Source organism: Xenorhabdus innexi (genome assembly GCF_002632485.1).
Lineage (GTDB): Bacteria > Pseudomonadota > Gammaproteobacteria > Enterobacterales > Enterobacteriaceae > Xenorhabdus > Xenorhabdus innexi.
The window spans coordinates 1-18,564 of the sequence record NZ_NIBU01000064.1 but is presented as its reverse complement, the minus strand read 5'-3'; the positions used below and the strand labels follow the sequence as shown (position 1 = coordinate 18,564).

General features: G+C 41.1%; 21 protein-coding genes and 1 pseudogene. 9 read left to right on the top strand and 13 right to left on the bottom strand.

Features of this window, described 5'->3' with window-relative positions; translation table 11 throughout:
- The 3 genes and pseudogenes from Xinn_RS17145 to Xinn_RS17135 all read left to right on the top strand — a co-directional run.
- Positions 1 to 121, top strand: a pseudogene (locus tag Xinn_RS17145) (IS30 family transposase); the annotation flags it as partial.
- Between the two features lie 406 nt (positions 122 to 527).
- Entirely contained in the window at positions 528 to 1,007 is a 480-nt protein-coding gene (locus tag Xinn_RS17140) for an Hcp family type VI secretion system effector (protein WP_086953488.1), read from the top strand.
- Between the two features lie 112 nt (positions 1,008 to 1,119).
- Positions 1,120 to 1,485, top strand: a complete 366-nt coding sequence (locus Xinn_RS17135) for a hypothetical protein (RefSeq protein ID WP_086953487.1) — start codon at positions 1,120 to 1,122, stop codon at positions 1,483 to 1,485.
- Positions 1,486 to 1,671: 186 nt separating this feature from the next.
- On the opposite strand, the gene mgtE is transcribed toward Xinn_RS17135, so the two are convergent.
- The 7 genes from mgtE to purM all read right to left on the bottom strand — a co-directional run bounded on the left by mgtE (position 1,672) and on the right by purM (position 9,470).
- A complete protein-coding gene (mgtE, locus tag Xinn_RS17130; RefSeq protein WP_086953486.1) occupies positions 1,672 to 3,135 on the bottom strand; it encodes a magnesium transporter in 1,464 nt (487 codons plus the stop codon).
- Between the two features lie 46 nt (positions 3,136 to 3,181).
- Positions 3,182 to 3,346 (bottom strand): YfgG family protein, encoded by a 165-nt coding sequence (locus Xinn_RS17125; protein ID WP_086953485.1) that lies wholly within the window; start codon positions 3,344 to 3,346, stop codon positions 3,182 to 3,184.
- A gap of 12 nt (positions 3,347 to 3,358) precedes the next feature.
- Entirely contained in the window at positions 3,359 to 4,891 is a 1,533-nt protein-coding gene (gene ppx / locus Xinn_RS17120; RefSeq protein WP_086953484.1) for an exopolyphosphatase, read from the bottom strand.
- Between the two features lie 3 nt (positions 4,892 to 4,894).
- Positions 4,895 to 6,964, bottom strand: coding sequence for a polyphosphate kinase 1 (gene ppk1, locus Xinn_RS17115; RefSeq protein WP_086953483.1), 2,070 nt, complete (start codon positions 6,962 to 6,964; stop codon positions 4,895 to 4,897).
- 32 nt (positions 6,965 to 6,996) lie between these two features.
- The gene (gene speG / locus Xinn_RS17110; RefSeq protein ID WP_086953482.1) at positions 6,997 to 7,551 is read right to left on the bottom strand and encodes a spermidine N1-acetyltransferase; all 555 of its coding nucleotides are present in this window, start codon (positions 7,549 to 7,551) and stop codon (positions 6,997 to 6,999) included.
- A gap of 201 nt (positions 7,552 to 7,752) precedes the next feature.
- A complete protein-coding gene (gene purN / locus Xinn_RS17105) occupies positions 7,753 to 8,391 on the bottom strand; it encodes a phosphoribosylglycinamide formyltransferase (protein ID WP_086956436.1) in 639 nt (212 codons plus the stop codon).
- A 38-nt stretch (positions 8,392 to 8,429) separates the two neighbouring features.
- A complete protein-coding gene (gene purM, locus Xinn_RS17100; protein WP_086953481.1) occupies positions 8,430 to 9,470 on the bottom strand; it encodes a phosphoribosylformylglycinamidine cyclo-ligase in 1,041 nt (346 codons plus the stop codon).
- A gap of 229 nt (positions 9,471 to 9,699) precedes the next feature.
- Here purM and upp point away from each other — a divergent pair, with 229 nt between their 5' ends.
- From upp to Xinn_RS17085, 3 genes are all read left to right on the top strand, one after another.
- The gene (gene upp / locus Xinn_RS17095) at positions 9,700 to 10,326 is read left to right on the top strand and encodes a uracil phosphoribosyltransferase (RefSeq protein WP_086953480.1); all 627 of its coding nucleotides are present in this window, start codon (positions 9,700 to 9,702) and stop codon (positions 10,324 to 10,326) included.
- 65 nt (positions 10,327 to 10,391) lie between these two features.
- Complete coding sequence (uraA, locus tag Xinn_RS17090; RefSeq protein ID WP_086953479.1) at positions 10,392 to 11,705, top strand: uracil permease; 1,314 nt, start codon at positions 10,392 to 10,394, stop codon at positions 11,703 to 11,705.
- 177 nt (positions 11,706 to 11,882) lie between these two features.
- The gene (locus Xinn_RS17085) at positions 11,883 to 12,230 is read left to right on the top strand and encodes a hypothetical protein (RefSeq protein WP_143706507.1); all 348 of its coding nucleotides are present in this window, start codon (positions 11,883 to 11,885) and stop codon (positions 12,228 to 12,230) included.
- Positions 12,231 to 12,291: 61 nt separating this feature from the next.
- Here Xinn_RS17085 and Xinn_RS17080 read toward each other — a convergent pair whose 3' ends face one another.
- Positions 12,292 to 12,708, bottom strand: coding sequence for a hypothetical protein (locus Xinn_RS17080; RefSeq protein ID WP_143706506.1), 417 nt, complete (start codon positions 12,706 to 12,708; stop codon positions 12,292 to 12,294).
- Between the two features lie 93 nt (positions 12,709 to 12,801).
- Positions 12,802 to 13,164, bottom strand: coding sequence for a hypothetical protein (locus Xinn_RS17075; RefSeq protein ID WP_086953476.1), 363 nt, complete (start codon positions 13,162 to 13,164; stop codon positions 12,802 to 12,804).
- Between the two features lie 245 nt (positions 13,165 to 13,409).
- Here Xinn_RS17075 and hda point away from each other — a divergent pair, with 245 nt between their 5' ends.
- Positions 13,410 to 14,117 (top strand): DnaA inactivator Hda, encoded by a 708-nt coding sequence (hda, locus tag Xinn_RS17070; RefSeq protein WP_169923599.1) that lies wholly within the window; start codon positions 13,410 to 13,412, stop codon positions 14,115 to 14,117.
- Positions 14,118 to 14,179: 62 nt separating this feature from the next.
- On the opposite strand, the gene arsC is transcribed toward hda, so the two are convergent.
- Both arsC and bepA read right to left on the bottom strand, forming a co-directional pair.
- Positions 14,180 to 14,539 carry an arsenate reductase (glutaredoxin) gene (arsC, locus tag Xinn_RS17065; RefSeq protein ID WP_086953474.1) on the bottom strand — a complete coding sequence of 120 codons (360 nt, stop codon included), beginning with the start codon at positions 14,537 to 14,539 and terminating at the stop codon, positions 14,180 to 14,182.
- 11 nt (positions 14,540 to 14,550) lie between these two features.
- The gene (gene bepA / locus Xinn_RS17060; protein ID WP_086953473.1) at positions 14,551 to 16,014 is read right to left on the bottom strand and encodes a beta-barrel assembly-enhancing protease; all 1,464 of its coding nucleotides are present in this window, start codon (positions 16,012 to 16,014) and stop codon (positions 14,551 to 14,553) included.
- Positions 16,015 to 16,217: 203 nt separating this feature from the next.
- On the opposite strand from bepA, the gene Xinn_RS22835 reads away from it, so the two are divergent.
- Both Xinn_RS22835 and Xinn_RS17050 read left to right on the top strand, forming a co-directional pair.
- Positions 16,218 to 16,415, top strand: a complete 198-nt coding sequence (locus Xinn_RS22835) for a hypothetical protein (protein ID WP_244590238.1) — start codon at positions 16,218 to 16,220, stop codon at positions 16,413 to 16,415.
- A gap of 239 nt (positions 16,416 to 16,654) precedes the next feature.
- The gene (locus tag Xinn_RS17050; RefSeq protein WP_086953471.1) at positions 16,655 to 17,677 is read left to right on the top strand and encodes an AbrB family transcriptional regulator; all 1,023 of its coding nucleotides are present in this window, start codon (positions 16,655 to 16,657) and stop codon (positions 17,675 to 17,677) included.
- Positions 17,678 to 17,759: 82 nt separating this feature from the next.
- On the opposite strand, the gene bcp is transcribed toward Xinn_RS17050, so the two are convergent.
- The gene (gene bcp / locus Xinn_RS17045; protein ID WP_086953470.1) at positions 17,760 to 18,233 is read right to left on the bottom strand and encodes a thioredoxin-dependent thiol peroxidase; all 474 of its coding nucleotides are present in this window, start codon (positions 18,231 to 18,233) and stop codon (positions 17,760 to 17,762) included.
- A gap of 14 nt (positions 18,234 to 18,247) precedes the next feature.
- On the bottom strand, positions 18,248 to 18,448 hold the full coding sequence (locus tag Xinn_RS17040; RefSeq protein ID WP_099137706.1) for a hypothetical protein: 201 nt from the start codon (positions 18,446 to 18,448) through the stop codon (positions 18,248 to 18,250).
- Between the last annotated feature and the right edge of the window lie 116 nt (positions 18,449 to 18,564).

The window sequence follows — 18,564 nt, the reverse complement described above, 5'->3', positions numbered from 1 at the left end:
CTCAGAGTTGGAGATAAATCTCGTGGCAAATCGATTAAATAAACGTCCTCGAAAAACGCGAGGTTATCAAACACCGAATGAGTTATTTAAAGGCATACCGACTCGTTTACTTCGTTCATAACGGTGTTGCACTTATTATGTGAATGCAAGAATAATTAATGTAAATTATTAAATTGTCTTGGATTAAAAATAAAGTTGTTTTGGTGAGAGTTTTTTCAATGGATGGTATGAATAAAATCTTATGGGATTCTGATGATGGTTAATATGAAAAACATATCGAGTAATTTATTGTTTTTTCTCAATATATGAAACTATGATAAGCCAACTAAATAAGATTTTGTAAATGATATTTTATAATAGTCAGAATCTTTAATCTTGTCTCATACATCATGCGGAACAGGGTTTATGCCTATCATTTTTAAATGTTATTAAGGGAGTGTGTTGGATAAGTTATCATTAATAAGGCTATAAATTAAAAGGCGAATGGTATATTCTATAACCTTTAAACAACAAAAGGGAATTACTCAATGGCGAATATGATCTATTTGACCTTGCAGGGAGACAAACAAGGGCTGATTTCACAAGGTTGCTCTTCGGTTGAATCCATTGGTAATAAGTATCAGGCAGGTCATGAAGATGAGATTTTTGTATTAAATCTTCATCACTCTATTCATAGAGAACAAAATGTTAACCATAGTCCAATTGTATTTGTAAAACCACAGGATAAAGCGTCACCGTTATTAATGATGGCAATTTCGGATAATGAAAGTCTGAATCTGAAATTTGATTTTTATCGTACTTCGCAATTAGGCTCTCAGGAGCTTTACTACTCAATTGAATGTCGTGATGCGACGATAGTTGAGTTGTCACCGAATTATCCGCACAGTATTAACCATGCGGAAGCACAACCGGAAGAAATTGTTTCCATTAAATATAAAGATATTATCTGCCGTCATCATATGGCAGGAACATCTGGATATAGTGTCTGGGACGAAAGAGTCTATTGATAATTTATCAAAACGCTGGGTTAAATCAACCGGCGTTTCATTATGTTGTCTAAAATCTCTTTGTTTTATGGTTTGTCTATAGGTAAAAGTTATGGAGCTATAAAGTTTATAGGTGGAGAAAAAGAAAAACTTCATTGGTCAATTGATGGTAGATAATATGAAAAAAATAATAATGTCGTGTGTGGTTTTTTTCTGCTTACATGGCGTCTCATGGGCATCAAAAAATACTATACCAAAAGATTTGCAGGAATATATAAAAAACACTGAAGATTGCGAATATCTTGCAGGCGAATGGGATAGTGATCTACCTGATGAGAGAAAAAGATTAATAGAAGATGAAGTTAATATATATTGTAAAAAAGCGCATGAATCATTTTATGAATTGAAGGCGAAATACAAAAATGACCCTAAAAAAATAAAAATAATAAATGAACACAGTGAAATGATAAAGGATTACGATGATACTCCTGTCGAATAATTTATTGGCTTTCATCAATTATAAAAATATGATAATCCAATAAAATGACTTTTCATCATAATCAACGTATTTTCAAACAGTGAATATTAACCCGCATTACATGCGGGTTAAGCCAACCAGTGTTTTTTTTAAGCTAACTCTTATCGGACGCCAGAAGTTAATGCATGCTTGGTAACTTTTTGCATATTAAACTAAAAACAAAGTTGCCAGTCCTAAAAAGATAAAAAACCCCCCGGTATCAGTAATTGCAGTTATCATCACACTGGAACCAATAGCGGGATCTCTGCCAAGTTTCATCATAATAAAAGGGATCAGCACTCCCATCAGAGCCGCCATCAGCAAATTGAGTATCATTGCCATGGTCATCACACCCCCCATTGCCGGATCGCCATAGAGCAGATAAGTAACAAGGCCCATAATACCACCCCAAATAATACCGTTTATCAGGGCTACACCAAGTTCCCTTAATAAAATGTAAGGAAAACTCCCCGTCTGGATTTGATGAAGTGCTAATGCCCGCACGATCATGGTGATGGTCTGATTGCCTGTATTACCGCCGATCCCTGCTACGATAGGCATCAGAGTAGCAAGAGCAACAAGCTGGGAAATGGTATGCTCAAACAGACCGATAACACGGGATGCAACGAAGGCAGTACACAGATTAATGGCAAGCCATGCCCAGCGGGTTTTTACTGCCTGAGCAACCGGAGCAAAGACATCTTCTTCACGGCTCAGACCTCCCATACGCCGGATATTGGTATCTGTTTCCTCACTTAAGGTATCGACGATATCTTCAACCGTCAGACGACCCATCAGACAGCCATTATTATCCACAACAGCAGCAGAAATCAGATCATAACGCTCAAATGCACTGGCTGCATCTTCACCTTTTTGCTCCGGCAGAAAAGTCACAGTATCGATGTTCATCACTTCAGCGACTAATTTATCTGGTGCGTTGGTTAACAGGGTAGTCAGCGGAAGCTCGCCCTGAAGCCGATTTTTACGGTCAATGACAAAGATTTTATCTGTTGTTTGCGGAATAGAACCGCGGGAGCGCAGAAAACGCTGAACAGTACTGAGTGTGACGTTACCCCGTACAGTGACGAATTCAAAGTCCATCATCTGGCCAATACTGTCTTTGTGGTACTGCAATACCTCCCGGATTCGGTTGCGTTGGCTGGGTTCCAGATAGGTCAGTAAACGGTGTGTGGTATCCCGGGGGAGGTGTTCGACAATATAGGCCTGCTCATCGACATGTAGTGTGCCGATTGCTCTGAGCAGCGCCAGATCGGACATACCTTTAATTAAGTTATCCCAGACCGGTACTGAGGCTTCCACCAAAACCTCACCACGCTGGTTGTTGTCGATGAGCCGCCATAAAGCAAGGCGTTCATCATAAGGCAGCGCTTCCAGAATATCTGCAATATCGGCGGCATGCAGGCTGGTCAGCAAGGAGCGGACTTCTTCAATTTTTTCAAGCAATAGATCATTGCTAATCTTTGCATGTGCATCAGCCTGACCTAATAGTGTATCAACAAATAGCTTATCGTTAATTAACAACGAAAACAGATGCTGGCGAGCAAGAGCCAGCTTTTTGGAATGCTGGCTGGCAACGTTCGTATTATCGGGTTTAAAGGCTGGCTGTAACATTATATGACCTTCAGGTTTTGCCAAAATGGCACTATCAGGAATGATGTTATTTTGTCTTAGGACTGCTGCTTTGTTCCATCATATTTTGTTGTTTTTGCTGATGATGTTCTAATGCCGCAATGGATGAATAGATAAAACGCCCAAATAAAATCAGAAAGCTGATGAACAGAATTAGTTTTGTAATCTCAGCGGTTTTCTTTTTATTTTTCATAATACGATATCGTTAAGTTGATTCCTCTTGGATATGCAGATGCCAGCCTGTTACATCACCCCAATACATTTGCTCTTTCTCTAAGTCCAGTTGCATCAGTGTATTTTGGGTTAGGTAGTTTCGGGGAAAAGAGAGTGTCCAGTGCCCGTGATCCGTTTCCAGTCTCAGTGATTCAGGTGTTGTTGTGGACTGGCGCTGATTATTAAGCAACGTTGCTAACCTTAATATTTGTAACATAGGAAGGTATTGCTTTTTCTTAAACAAATAGAAATGAGGGTGCTCATGAACTTTGACTGCTTTGCGATGATAACGAACCAGTGTTGCCAATAATGATTGCTGTTCTTGATTGAAACCCGGCAGATCAGTATGTTGCAGAATATAGGCGGAATGCCGTTGCAGGCCACTCAGATTAATACTTAAACCAACTTCATGCAGCATAGCTGCCCAGAGCAGGATAGACTCCAGTTGCGGATGTATCCGTTTCGGATTTTGAGCAGCCCACTGATCATAGAGTATTTTAGCGGTGTCCCAGACCCGGCTTGCCTGTTCACGATCGATATTATAGTGATCTGCAAGACTTTTGGCGGTTCTCTGGCGAATATCCAGATGGCGGAAACGATCTTCCATTTCGTAAAGAACACCTTCGCGTAGTGCTCCGTCAGACAAACATAACTCCTGAATACGCAGGGCATCGAATATACCGCACAGGATAGCCAGACCCGGAACCAGAGTTTGCTTACGATCTTCCGATAAGCCGGGCAGATCAAGTGACTTGAAATTTTTGTATTTCAGCACTCTTTTTACCAGCATATGAAGCCGTTCCGGAGTAATCAGCCCATCTTTTTCACCGAGTTCAATCAGTAACTCATGGACTGCCTTTATCGTCCCCGATGCGCCCAGAGCAAAATCCCAGCCTTTTGAACGGAATTGCCAGATGAGATTTTCCAGCTTTTGTTCTGCCTGTAGTTTAGCTCTGCGGAAATTATGTTCGTTGATTACACCATCAGGAAAAAACTGTCGGGAAAAACTGACACATCCCATACGGCGGCTTTCAATAAGCAGAGGTTCGAAGCCTTCGCCAATAACCAGCTCGGTAGAGCCTCCACCAATATCAATCACCAGTTTACGGCCTTTTTCGGGCTGGGTATGTTCTACTCCCATAAAGATTAAGCGGGCTTCTTCATGACCGGAAATAATCTCAATAGGGTAGGGGATTACCTCTTTGGCCCGTTTCAGAAATTCTTCCGCATTGCTTGCTTCCCGTAAACTGTGAGTGCCCACAAGGCAGACATTTTCGGCAGAGAAGCCTTGCAGACGTTCAGCGAATAGCGAAAGGGTCTCAAGACCGCGATTGATGGCTTCTTCACTCAGTTCATTTTTATCGTTGAACCCATCAGCAAGGTAAACCCGTTTTTTCAGGCGACCGATAACTTGTAATGCCCCATTTACAATACGGGCGATAACCATATGAAAACTGTTGGAACCAAGATCGATGGTCGCAATTTCCAGCGGTTTAGGCGTTGGTGTGTCGTGTTTCAACGGCATAAATTAAACTCTTGACTCAGGCTGTTCCAGATTTTTCAGATAATCATAAATGGCAGTTTGTGCGCGGATTTTACGTTTGTTTCCTCGTGGAACATACCTATTGCTCAATTCTTTATCAATATAACGCGCCTTGACCGTATCACTGAACTGTAATTCCAGAATATCCAGAACACGTTGTTTTAACAGTGGGTCAAGCAGACAGACTGCAACTTCAATACGATAGTCAATATTTCGTGTCATCCAGTCTGCGGAAGAAAGGAAGATTTTTTCATCCCCTTTATTAGTGAAGACATAGACCCGATCATGTTCAAGGAAACGGTCAACAATACTGGTGACCTGAATATTTTCACTAAAACCGGGTTGATTGGGAACCAGAGAACACATTCCTCGGATCAGAAGCCGTACTTTGACACCCGCTTCGGAGGCATCATATAGGCGATCTACCAATTCTCTGTCTACCAGATTATTTATTTTCAGAGTAATACCCGCAATTTCTCCTGCTCTGGCATTTTCAATTTCCTGATCAATTAACTTATTGAGCATAGCCCGTGAGTTTTGGGGGGAAACCATCAAATTCTCGAATGTCACCGGACGATAAGGATTTTCAATAAAGTTAAATACACGGCGTACTTCATTGGTTACTTCGGGCTTGGCTGTCAGTAGGGAATAGTCGGTATATAAACGGGCTGTTTTTTCATTGAAATTCCCTGTGCCGATATGGGCATAACGGATAATTTCATTTCCTTCAAGACGTGAAATGATAAACAGTTTGGCGTGAATTTTCAGGCCGGGAGCCGAGAAAATGACATGCACACCCGCTTCAGTCAAACGTTTTGCCCAGTGAATGTTGGCTTCTTCATCAAAGCGGGCCTGTAATTCCACGACCACGGTAACTTTTTTGCCATTGTGAGCAGCATGAATCATGGACTCAACAATGCGTGAATCTTTAGCCACCCGATAGATATTGATTTTTATCGATAATACGCTCGGATCGAAAGATGCCTGCCGCAGCAATTCCAGCACATGCTCAAAAGTATGGTAAGGATAATAAAGCAATACATCCTGCTCACGAATAGCATCAAAACCATTGCGGAAATGATCAAACCAGGTATGACGCAACCGTGGCATTGGTTTATTCAACAGGGTCCGGTTTCCTTCATTGGGAAATTTAATGAAATCTCTGAAATTGTGATAACGGCTGCCAGCAATCACTGAGTCATCGTTAGAAAGCCCCAATTTATTACGCAATAGCTCAACCATTTCATCAGGCATATCGCGCTGATAAACAAAACGGACAGGTTCGGCTGTCAGCCTCTGCTTAAGCGTTGAGGACATTAATTCCAGTAAGCTGGACTCCATTTCCATTGCTAAATCATACTCAGCATCACGGGTCATCTTCATGGAATAAACATTCAGCGTATCGTAATCAAAAAAGCCTTTGAAAATTTCATCCAGAGTGTAGCGCAGAATATTATCAATCAGGATCATTGACTTGCGTCTTTTGGGCATTTCAGGCGGTAAATTAACAAAACGGGGAACTTTATCGGAAGGTATTTCCAATAGTGCGTATTTGGTCTCCTGCCCCCGGATAATTTCCACAGCTAAATAGGTGTAATCATCTTTTAAAAATTCAACCAGATTAGTTTCCGGATTGATAACGATAGGCGTGATGTGCGGACGTAAATATTGGCGGAAATATTGCCGCAACCAGATTTGCTGATTAGGGGATATCTGCCGCTCATTGATTAGGAAAATCTGATTACGTGCCATTTCCAGCAGCAAATCGTTATAAAGTTCGTCGAATTCCTGATCGGTTTTCGCAACTTTTGACTGGATTTTTTTTAATAATTGCCGGGCACCGGTTGCAGAGCCTCGGGCTTCACTAATCAGAATGCGACGTTTTACATCGGCGAAACGGACTTTATAAAACTCATCCAGATTATTGGAGTAGATCCCTAAAAACCTCATTCTTTCAATAAGTGGATTACTTTTGTCAGCCGCTTCCTGAAGCACCCGTTCATTGAAAGAGAGCCAGCTGAGTTCTTTTTCTGTATAGAGGCGGTCGTGGGACATTACTACTCCATTTGGTCCATTGGTTAATAGTGCTACTTTTTACTCTGAGAATGTCGGATTTTGTTAGCAAAATAGTGATGCTGGAAAGTACACATCCGGATAGCCGTATGATAAGAGCCGTTTACAAAGAATTCATCGATGAGTTCACCTTCTGTATAAAACCCCAGTTTATTGTATATATGAATGGCTTTTTCGTTTTCTTTATCAACGATTAAATAGAGTTTATAGAGATTTAGTACCGCAAATGCGTACTCCATCGCAAGTTTAACGGCTTCAGTTGCATAGCCTTGCCCTTGATAGGCAGGGGCAATAATAATCTGAAATTCAGAACGGCGGTGGACATAATCAATTTCCACCAATTCCACCAGACCGACTTTGGAATTCATGCTCTCAATAATAAAGCGGCGCTCACTCTGGTCATGGATATGTTTGTCATAGAGATCGCATAATTCAACAAAAGCCTCATAAGGCTCTTCAAACCAGTAGCGCATGACACTGGCATTATTATCAAGCTGGTGGACGAAAGGGAGATCTTCCCGCTCTAGAGGGCGTAGGTTTACAGGTGGATTTTCAGAACCACTGGACATTAGATACCTCAGTGTTTTTACCGTAAAGATGATTTAGCTTTGATTTTTATAAAAGAGAATATTATGAAGTAATAAATTACAGCAAGGTGCTCGGCTAGTTATTTTTTACCTTAATATGATTAAGTTTAACGTAATTAACTAACCTTAACACAATGCTGTAATTTTGAAACTAATAATAAATTTGGGGCTTAATTATATCGATTAGTCTGAGGCATATCCTTGTGGAAAAAGTACTTTTCCATCCAGAATGGCGGTATTGTTACCCATGCTCAAACGTCCGTCGAGAAACCAGCCAATGACCAGTGGGTAAATATTATGCTCCTGAGTCTGAACTCGCCGGATAACTTCCTCTTCCGTATCCTCAGCAAATATAGGCACCTTAGCCTGCAAGATAACAGGGCCACCATCAAGCTCTTCGGTGACAAAATGGACAGAAGTACCATGCTCCTGATCGCCGTTTTCTATCGCCTTACGATGGGTATGTAAGCCGGGATACTTCGGTAACAGAGAGGGATGAATATTGAGTAGCCGTCCACGGTAATGCCGCACAAAACCGGATGACAGTATTCTCATATAGCCCGCTAAAACAACCAGATCGGGCTGGTATTGATCAATGGCTGTCAGCAGGGCAGAGTCATAATCTGTGCGATCAGTATATTCTTTCGGATCAAGTGAATGGGTTGGAATGTTTGATTCTTCCGCCCGTTGCAGACCGTATGCATCAGCGTTGTTGCTGAATACGGCACAGATCTGACCATTAATCCGGTTTTGTTGGCAGGCATCAATGATGGATTGCAGATTACTGCCATTACCAGAAATTAAGACCGCAATTTTTTTCATCGTCTTCATTGGATCACTTTCTATTAACTGGCTTTTTATTAACTGATCGTAACTTGTTGCCCGCTATGATCTGACTCAGTGATACTGCCGATTTGCCACGCATTCTCACCCGCTTCATTCAGCCACTCAATAGCCTGTTTTGCCTGAGACTGAGGCAGGGCGACTATCATGCCGACACCGCAGTTAAATGTGCGGTACATCTCATGATCGCTGACATTACCAGCTTGTTGCAGCCATTTAAAAATAGCAGGCCATTGCCAACTGCTGCCGTCGATTTTTGCCTGCATATTTTCAGGCAGAACACGGGGGATATTCTCCCAGAACCCCCCCCCTGTCAGATGGGAAATGGCATGGATTTCAACTTGCCCAATCAGTTCAAGCAGTGGTTTAACATAAATACGGGTTGGAGCGAGAAGGTGATCAGCCAGTGTTTTACCATCCAACTCCGTTGTTTCGGGATTGGTCTGACTGACTTCAAGGATTTTACGGATCAGTGAGTAACCATTGGAGTGTGGCCCGCTGGATGCCAGTGCAATGAGTGCATCCCCTACCTGAACTTTACTGCCATCAATGATCTCTGACTTTTCAACAACACCAACACAAAAACCTGCAACGTCGTAATCTTCACCGTGGTACATGCCGGGCATTTCAGCGGTTTCTCCACCGACCAGAGCACAGCCAGCCTGCTTGCAGCCTTCCGCAATACCGGTTATGACACTTGATGCGGTATCAACATCCAATTTACCTGTTGCATAGTAATCAAGGAAAAAAAGAGGTTCAGCGCCCTGAACCACCAGATCGTTGACGCACATGGCGACCAAATCAATGCCGATAGTATCGTGGCGTTTCATATCCATGGCCAGACGCAGTTTAGTACCCACACCATCTGTACCGGAAACTAAAACAGGTTCACGATATTTTTGTGGCAGGGAACATAGTGCGCCAAAGCCACCCAATCCCCCCATCACTTCCGGGCGTCGGGTCTGTTTCACAACACTTTTGATACGATTGACTAAGGCATTACCAGCATCAATATCGACACCGGAATCTTTATAGCTAAGAGAGGTTTTGTTGGTCACTGCGTAGCTCCCAGGCGGTTGCATTTGAATGAATAAAACAGAACGCGATAATTCTAACAGCCAACGCAAACGTTTGCGATAGCTTTATGAAGGTTTATTGCGGATAAAAAATAGAAAAAAATGGCTTGTAATTGCTTAAAATCAATATATTGATAGTTGCCTGATATCAAAAAGGAGGTATAATCCCGCGATTTTTTTATCTGCCGGCTATATACAGTAGGAGAAACCCATGAAGGTTGTTGAGGTTAAACACCCACTCGTTAAACATAAACTGGGCCTGATGCGCGATCATGATATAAGCACTAAGCGCTTTCGTGAACTGGCTTCAGAAGTGGGAAGTCTTCTGACATATGAAGCAACTGCTGATTTAGAAACCGAGAAAGTGACCATCGAGGGATGGTGTGGTCCGGTAGAAATAGACCAGATTAAAGGGAAGAAAATTACTGTAGTGCCTATCCTGCGCGCAGGTCTGGGAATGATGGACGGTGTTCTGGAAAATATTCCGAGTGCCCGAATCAGTGTTGTCGGTGTTTATCGTGATGAAAAAACATTTGAACCTGTTCCTTATTTTCAGAAACTGGTTTCTGACATCAATGAGCGTATGGCGTTGGTTGTTGATCCGATGCTGGCAACAGGTGGTTCTATGATTGCCACAATTGATTTGCTGAAAAAAGCGGGTTGTCCGGTTATTAAGGTATTGGTTCTGGTTGCTGCTCCGGAGGGGGTTGCCGCTCTGGAAAAAGCCCATCCTGATGTTGAATTATATACTGCATCAATTGATGAATGCCTGAATGAGCATGGTTATATTGTTCCTGGCCTGGGGGATGCAGGCGATAAGATATTTGGTACAAAATAATATTTTTAGCCGACTGAGAAGTCGGCTTTTTTTGGTTCCTAGTAAAACATAAGAGGACATAAATAGTGACCCGTCGGACTATTGGGGTAGATGAAAGGCCGCCTTTAAGGCAGACCATTCCGTTAAGTTTGCAGCATTTATTTGCTATGTTTGGGGCGACAGTTCTAGTTCCCATTCTGTTTAATATTAATCCTGCCACAGTGTTATTGTTTAATGGTATTGGAACACTGTTTTATCTGGTTATTTGTAAAGGAAAGATCCCGGCTTATTTAGGTTCCAGTTTTGCCTTTATATCTCCTGTATTATTGTTGTTGCCTTTAGGCTATGAATTGGCATTGGGCGGGTTTATTGTCTGCGGATTACTGTTTTGTCTGGTTTCCCTGATTGTTAAAGTCGCGGGAAGAGGCTGGCTCAATGTGATGTTTCCTCCTGCGGCAATGGGCGCCATTGTTGCTGTGATTGGTTTGGAGCTGGCGGAGGTTGCTGCGGATATGGCCGGGTTGCGTCCGGCTGCCGGAACGGATATTAATACGACTAATCTGACTATCTCAATGGTTACACTGTCTGTAACAATTTTGGGTTCAGTCGTGTTCCGTGGTTTTATGGCAATAATTCCAATTCTGATCGGCGTGCTGGTGGGTTATACGTTATCCTTTTTTATGGGAGTCGTAGACTTTTCACCCGTTAGTGAAGCTCCGTGGTTCGCATTACCAACTTTTTATACTCCGCGTTTTGAGTGGTTTGCTATTCTGACGATTTTACCTGCGGCATTGGTTGTTATTGCCGAGCATGTTGGTCATCTGGTCGTGACAGCCAATATAGTGCAAAAAGACTTGCTGAAAAATCCGGGATTACATCGTTCAATGTTTGCCAACGGTTTTTCAACGATTATCTCAGGGTTCTTTGGCTCAACACCGAATACCACTTATGGTGAAAACATTGGTGTAATGGCACTGACCCGCGTATACAGCACATGGGTAATTGGTGGCGCAGCGATTCTGGCTATTTTACTCTCTTGTGTTGGTAAACTGGCGGTGGCTATCCAGATAATTCCGGTTCCGGTTATGGGCGGTGTATCCCTGTTATTGTATGGTGTGATAGGTGCATCCGGTATCCGGGTATTGATTGATTCTAAAGTTGATTATAGTAAAGCTCAGAACCTGATCCTGACTTCTGTTATTCTGATCATCGGTGTAAGTGGGGCGAAGATCCAAATTGGTGCCGCAGAACTAAAAGGTATGGCACTGGCGACGGTAGTGGGTATTGGTATGAGCCTGATTTTCAAACTGATTAGTATAATTCATCCAGATGAACCGTATATCACTTCTTCTGTGGAATCAGTCGACGATGATAAGAAAACGACTGAAGCCATAAAATAATTAACTGCACATCTTTTGTTAGCTGTATTCACATTCGCTCACTCCCGGGCACTGTAGTCATAAACGCAGCTATAAACGCAGCCATAAACGTAGCTATTTATGTTATGCGCCCGGGAGAGCATTTACTATACTAAAAGGATATGGCGCTAATTAAGACGATAAATGCAGAAGGGAAAAATGAAAAATATAAGCACTATTACTTTATATATAGATGAGCCTTTGATAAATAAATTTTATGCGGAGCTTGCTAAATTTCAGATAGAAGTTGATTCGGTTAAATCTCGCCCGGAAGCATTTGATGTTGTTAAGCCGACGCTTACTTTTATTAAAGATAATTTAAGATACCTTGATAGTATAAGAAAATCACTTATTGCTCTTTTGGGAGGGAATCGTAATCTAAAAGTATCTATCATTAAAAATGATGGTAGTTCTCTGTCTGTTGAAGGGGATTTGGATAAAGACGAAATTATTAATATTTTAAAGGAGGCTAATTCCTTAATGATTTCTCAATATGATAAAAGGTAATGGTGTTTCTTTAACGAAAAATAAGGTTTACTAGCCTGCTTTATCAATATTAAAAATACTACTAGTAGCTATAATATTTAGAGAGTTCTGAATAACTCATATTATTCATTTCAGATATATTATAATCAGATACCCCATCTTTTGACATTTGTATAAGTTTACCTGTATTTTTAATGAATGCTAGTTTCAGCAGTTTATATGTTAATTCAGGCTGAATGATGTTATATATATTTTCGCGTAGGGGAGAGAAAAACGTTTCATAGTTATCGTATATTTCGTTTTCATGTTGGTAACTGTTATTGGTAAGCACATAGTGGTGATTATTGTGCCATTCTCTCATTTTTTCTCGCCACTTTTGAGAGTACTGTGAGCCTTTACAGCTAATATCGGCCCAAGGATCACATATCCAGGCCTCTGGTTGGATACGTTGAAATTGAGGTATCAAACTAGCTTGAATATCTTGGGGGTGATATATCATAATAAATGCATGGTCATAAGGAGGGGGAGCGCCACATAAAGCAATGCCGATTGGGTTTTTATCTTGTTTTCTATAAAAATTAAAAATTAAAAATTAAAAATTAAAAATTTCAAATGAATGAAGCTTCATTAATTCATGAAAAGAATACAGACAAAGTTCCTGACAATTTCCGCTAAGATTTCTTTTGAATTTATTAACAGTGTAATAAGTATGGCAATAATAAGGATCTTTCAACTTCCCCACCTCTTCCTTATGCTTATTCTCAAGCCTTATACGCATATCCTTAATAATAGCATTATTTGTTTTTACCTTGTTCTTTAATTTATCTATAGAACTATGTATATTTTCAGTTATATCAATATTTTTTGTATGAAAAATAACATTGTTTGATGAGCCTCTTGCAAATGTGCTTCGCGCTCGTTGGATGACCAGCCTTAAAATATTCTCAATTGTCATGGTGAACTCCTGAACCACAATTGATGGTGTAATCATAGAATATGACTTTTAGAGTTGTATAATATTCTTAATCACACAGTCAATGACTATTTTAAAAGCAGTTTTATATTGTTTTTCATGAAAAAACTGATGTTAATGATAATTCTCATTTTAAGCCGTGTATTCATTTCATTTGCAGCCATTTTTTGTGGTAGACTCAGTTTCTATGGTAAACTTAATGCTGTTCGTTATCCATTCTGTTTGAGGTGCTTCTGAATACACCGGCGCAGCTTTCATTGCCCTTATATTTGCCAGATGATGAAGTATTCGCCAGTTTTTTTGCGGGTGAGAATACTTCTTTATTAGCCGCAATAAAATTGGCTATCAGTCAATCACATGGCAGTTATATCTACTTCTGGTCCCGTGATGGCGGGGGCAAGAGTCATTTGCTCCATGCAGCCTGTGCCGAGCTGTCTCAGCAAGGGAAGGCTGTCGGATACGTACCATTAGATAAACGTGCTTATTTTGTCCCGGAAGTTCTTGATGGTATGGAACATTTATCATTGGTGTGTATTGATAATGTTGAATGTATCGCGGGTGATCAGGTGTGGGAAATGGCTATTTTTAATCTTTATAACCGCATTGTGGAGATCGGCCGAACCTGTCTTTTGATCACCGGAGATCGTCCTCCCCGACAAATTAATCTAACATTGCCAGATTTGGCTTCTCGTCTTGATTGGGGGCAAATTTACAAATTGCAGCCATTGTCCGATGATGAAAAAATTCAGGCATTGCAATTGCGGGCGAAGTTACGAGGATTTGAATTACCTGAAGATGTAGGTCGCTTTGTGTTAAAACGGCTTGACAGGGAAATGCAAACACTGTTCAGAACATTAGATGAGCTTGATCATGCTTCTATTGTGGCGCAACGTAAACTGACGATCCCGTTCGTAAAAGATATTCTCGATCTTTAACACACCAGATCAGAAAAAAGTGATAGAGGCTAATGTATATTTCCCTATCACTTTTTTAATGATTAATTTCCCAAAATTTCTCTGACCTGCTCTGGCGGACGACCCAAACGTGCTTTATCTCCTGCAACAACAATCGGGCGCTCTATGAGTTTAGGGTTATCAACCATTGCCTGAAGTAATTCTTCCTGTGAAAGTTCACTATTATCAAGCTCTAGCTCTTTATATCGTTCTTCTTTTGTTCGCATTAATTGGCGGGCATCAGTGAAACCCAGTTGTTTCAGTAAAACAGCCAGTTGTTCCGCCGTTGGAGGTGTATCGAGATAGTGAATAATTTCTGGTGTAATGCCGGATTCTTGAACTAATTTAAGTGTTTCCCGGCTCTTTGAACAGCGGGGATTATGATAAAAAATAACATGTTGCATATAAAAGAACCTCACTTCTTATATTGGCTGTAGCGTTGTTGCAGCTTGCGCAACTGGTCGATACGGGCATCGTAACGAGCCTGATCATAACTGTTCAGTTTTACTAATGCACTGGCTTGGCTGAGATAATTTATTGCCAGATCAAATTGACCCTGTAGTGCCATTGTTTCGGCGTAAGCGGCCAGTTCTTCATTGCGTTTTCCCTGTTTGCTGGCTGCTTCGGCCATCAATGACCAACCTGTTAAATTATCAGGATGGCTGAAGGTATATTGGAATAACAACTGTGATGCTTTTGGGTACTGTTTGGCTTCGATATACACGTTAGCAAGGTTGATTTGTAATACAGGGTTATTTTTATGTTTCTGTAAGGCTTGTTGTAAACGGATAATAGCCTGCTCGTATCGTGCTTGTCCGATATCAATATCCGTCATTGCATCAATAAACCAGATATTATCTGGCTGCTTATTTAATAATGGAGTGAGTACTTCTCTGGCTTCGGTATACTTTCTTTTTTTCGTCAGTAGAAGAGTTCGCCCATAAGAGGCCGCAATTTGTTCTTTTGATGTCCCATGACTGTATTGATTAAGAAGATCGTTAATATAAGCTGATTCTAATGTCGATTCTATGGTCAGAATACGTACTCGAGCCAGTAGATATTCCTGTGATTCGGGGATAGATTTTTTCGGGTATTGATTGGCTCTGTTACGGGCATCAGCTAAGCGGTTGTCAGGCAATGGATGGGTATATAATATTTCTGGAATTTCTGAGTTATGTAGGGTTTGCTCACTCAGAGTCTGCATAAAACTGGGCATTCCATAAGGATCAAACCCTGCCCGGCTCAATATCCGCATACCGATACGGTCTGCTTCCTGTTCATTTTCACGGGTAAAGCTGATCATACCTTGTGAAAAACCAGCCAGAGTCCCACTTAGTGCGGCCATTCCCGCCTGTGGGTTAGCCATCAGCAGTAAGATAGAGCCTAATGTACCAGCCCATGCCAGCGGTGCTTTCCGCTGTGTATCTTCCATCATGCGGGCCAGATGACGCTGGGTTACATGTGAAATTTCATGAGCCATGACTGAAGCCAGCTCACTTTCGTTTCGGCTATAGCGGAACAGTGCGGAGTGGAGTACAACGTTGCCACCGAAAAAAGCATACGCGTTAATGTTAGGATTATTGACGATATAAAAATGAAAAGGCGTTTTAACTGCATCAGCATGGTTCACTAGTTTCTGACCTAATTTATTAATGTATTGTGTTAATAACGGGTCATAAATCAAAGGGGCTTCAGCACGTATTTTACGGATATAGAAATCACCCATCTCTATTTCCTGATTGGTACTCAGTGTAGATGCAGCCGTGGTACCAATATCAGGTAATGATTCCTCCGTAGGCACAGAGCGTGCAGGGCTATTGCTGAATAGTGTCAGACTGACCAATATCGCTATCAGGGATTTAGTAGATGTTTTTTTCATAGAGCGATTCTCGTAAAACGATTTTTATAAAATGCTGTGCCCAGTTAGCTATCAATTTCAGGATACATATATGTTAGCTAAGGTTAACTTAAAATCAGTCAGCCGTAAGCACTTTTAGTAGAATAGTCATTAAGTATTGCTATGATTAGAAAATCTGGGGCGCTGCCGTATTCTTGTTCGTGACAATCGTATTCACTATTTTTATGAGGCTCAGTGTATGGATTATTCTGATTGTCACCCCAACAGTCTGGCAACAGCGGGCAAATTTATTTTCTGATTTACCAAGTTCGCTTAATCGCTTTAATAAATATGCTCAGACTTTTCCTTCCCATTATCCTGTCTTGATTGATGCCGGTATCATTGATATGTTTGCAGAAAATCTACGCAATAACTTTCTTTAGCGGGATAATCTGCATTTAAATTTTCTCTAGCTTCCCTGATTGACTTGGTGAGATTCTCTATTTATCTGATTATTTTCTTTTAATGGTATTTTTTTGCTATTCCATTGGCGATATTGATTAAGCTGTTATTAATGTCTGGCCCGAGGAAAAATCAGAAGAATTACCGCTATGATTTGAAATGGGTAGCCAGAGTAATTTCAATAAAAATTCAAATAAATAGACTGAACTAAGGAGTGGCGGTGAAATCACTGTTAAGTGTTGTGCCTTGCATGCTTTTAGGGTGGGCTTTGTCACTGTTGGGGATGCCTCTGGCGTATATGTTCGGAGCAATGGCGGCTGTGATTATTGCATCCCGGCTGAAAATATCACTTACAGCACCAAAACACAGCCTTACGGTAGTCCAAATTGTATTAGGAAGCTCTATCGGTTTGATGGTCAAAGGGTTACCGATGGAAGAAGGAGAGCATATTCTGATGTTGCTCCCTGCATTATTAATCTGCCTGACTCTTCAATTCAATGTCGGTTATTTTTGGTTTCACCGGAAAATGGGTTGGAATCGTACAGAAGCGGTATTGGGGGCTGTTCCCGGCGCATTGGCCGCGATTCTAGTGCTGACTGAGCACTCCAAAACACCACCACAGAAAATAGTCATCTCTCATGCTATTCGTTTGGTCATTTTGATCATTATTGCCGGAATTATCACCGGATTAAATCCACCTCCAGTGACTGAGACTGTATCAATTGCTTATACACCGGACATTATCGGCTGGTTGATCCTGATTGCTATTGGCGGCTATATCGTCGGTATTTTGTTGGAGCGTTTTCATATTCCGGCACCGTATATGCTGACTTCATTAGTTGTCGCTATTGTTGTGCACCATTTATCTGATATAACGCTGAAGATGCCTGAACTACTCGGTTTATTATCAATGGCATTAATGGGCATGAGGATTGGTGCGTATTTTAGTGCATTCCCGATTTCGGCACTGATCAGCAATATCTGGTCTTCCATACAATCTGTTTTTATTGCATTGACTGTAACAGTTTTAGTTGCGGCAGTGACATCACAACTGATGAATTACCCAATGCACCTGCTGATTCTCTCATGGGCTCCCGGCAGTATGGAGGCAATGTTATTTGCTGCGATGGCGATGAAGGTTAATGTGGGCATTGTGATGGCAAGCCATATTATCCGTATGTCTTTACTTCATATAGTATCGGCGGTTGCATTGATAATGCAGGGAAGGCGCAAAAAAAGCTAATTTTCCACATCTGGATTTACGATATCCTCCGTCTGACTGACGGAGGAGGAGTATTATTATCGTAAGCGATATTTCATGAATTTCAGGATGAATGCTGCTTCAGGTAATCCAGAACAACCTGATGATGCTCACTGGTTTTGAATTTATCAAAAACGTGTTCAACATTACCCGCTGGATCAATCAGGAAGCTGATGCGATGAATGCCATCATAGGTTTTTCCCATAAACTGTTTCTTACCCCAAACACCAAATTGCTCAGCAACCTGATGATTAACATCAGAAAGAAGCGTAAAATTCAGCATTTCTTTCTCGACGAATCGGAATAATTTTTCGGGAGCATCTGTACTGATGCCTAATACGGCAACATTAATCTTTTTCAGTTCATCCATCGTGTCGCGCAAACCACATGCCTGAACTGTACAGCCCGGGGTCATTGCTTTGGGGTAGAAATAAACTAAAACACGCTGACCTTTGAAGTCAGATAAGTTAATGTTTTCACCATCTTGGTCAGGAAGGCTGAATTGTGGAGCCTTATCTCCGGCTTTCAATGGACTCATCACGCATTCTCCGTTTAGTCGTTTTTATCTAAATGGTTTTTATACACTAATACTGCTAGATGTACACCATATGTATAGCTGCATTTTTCAATTTTCTGTTTTGCCTGCTGGCTGTTAGTTTGTGGAGAAAGGAACTTTTCGGAGGTATTGATAACTGTATTTTTATGGAGATAGAGTCTGGGATGGGTAAATACAGCTAGTGGTACATTCTGCATTTGATAACCTCATCAAACGAGCTTGAAAACCATTAAGTTTTATGGTTAATTAGCACACCGTTTCAATGACCATCAGATACCCCTAATTTTTTATGTGGAAAGCGCCAGCAGTCAAT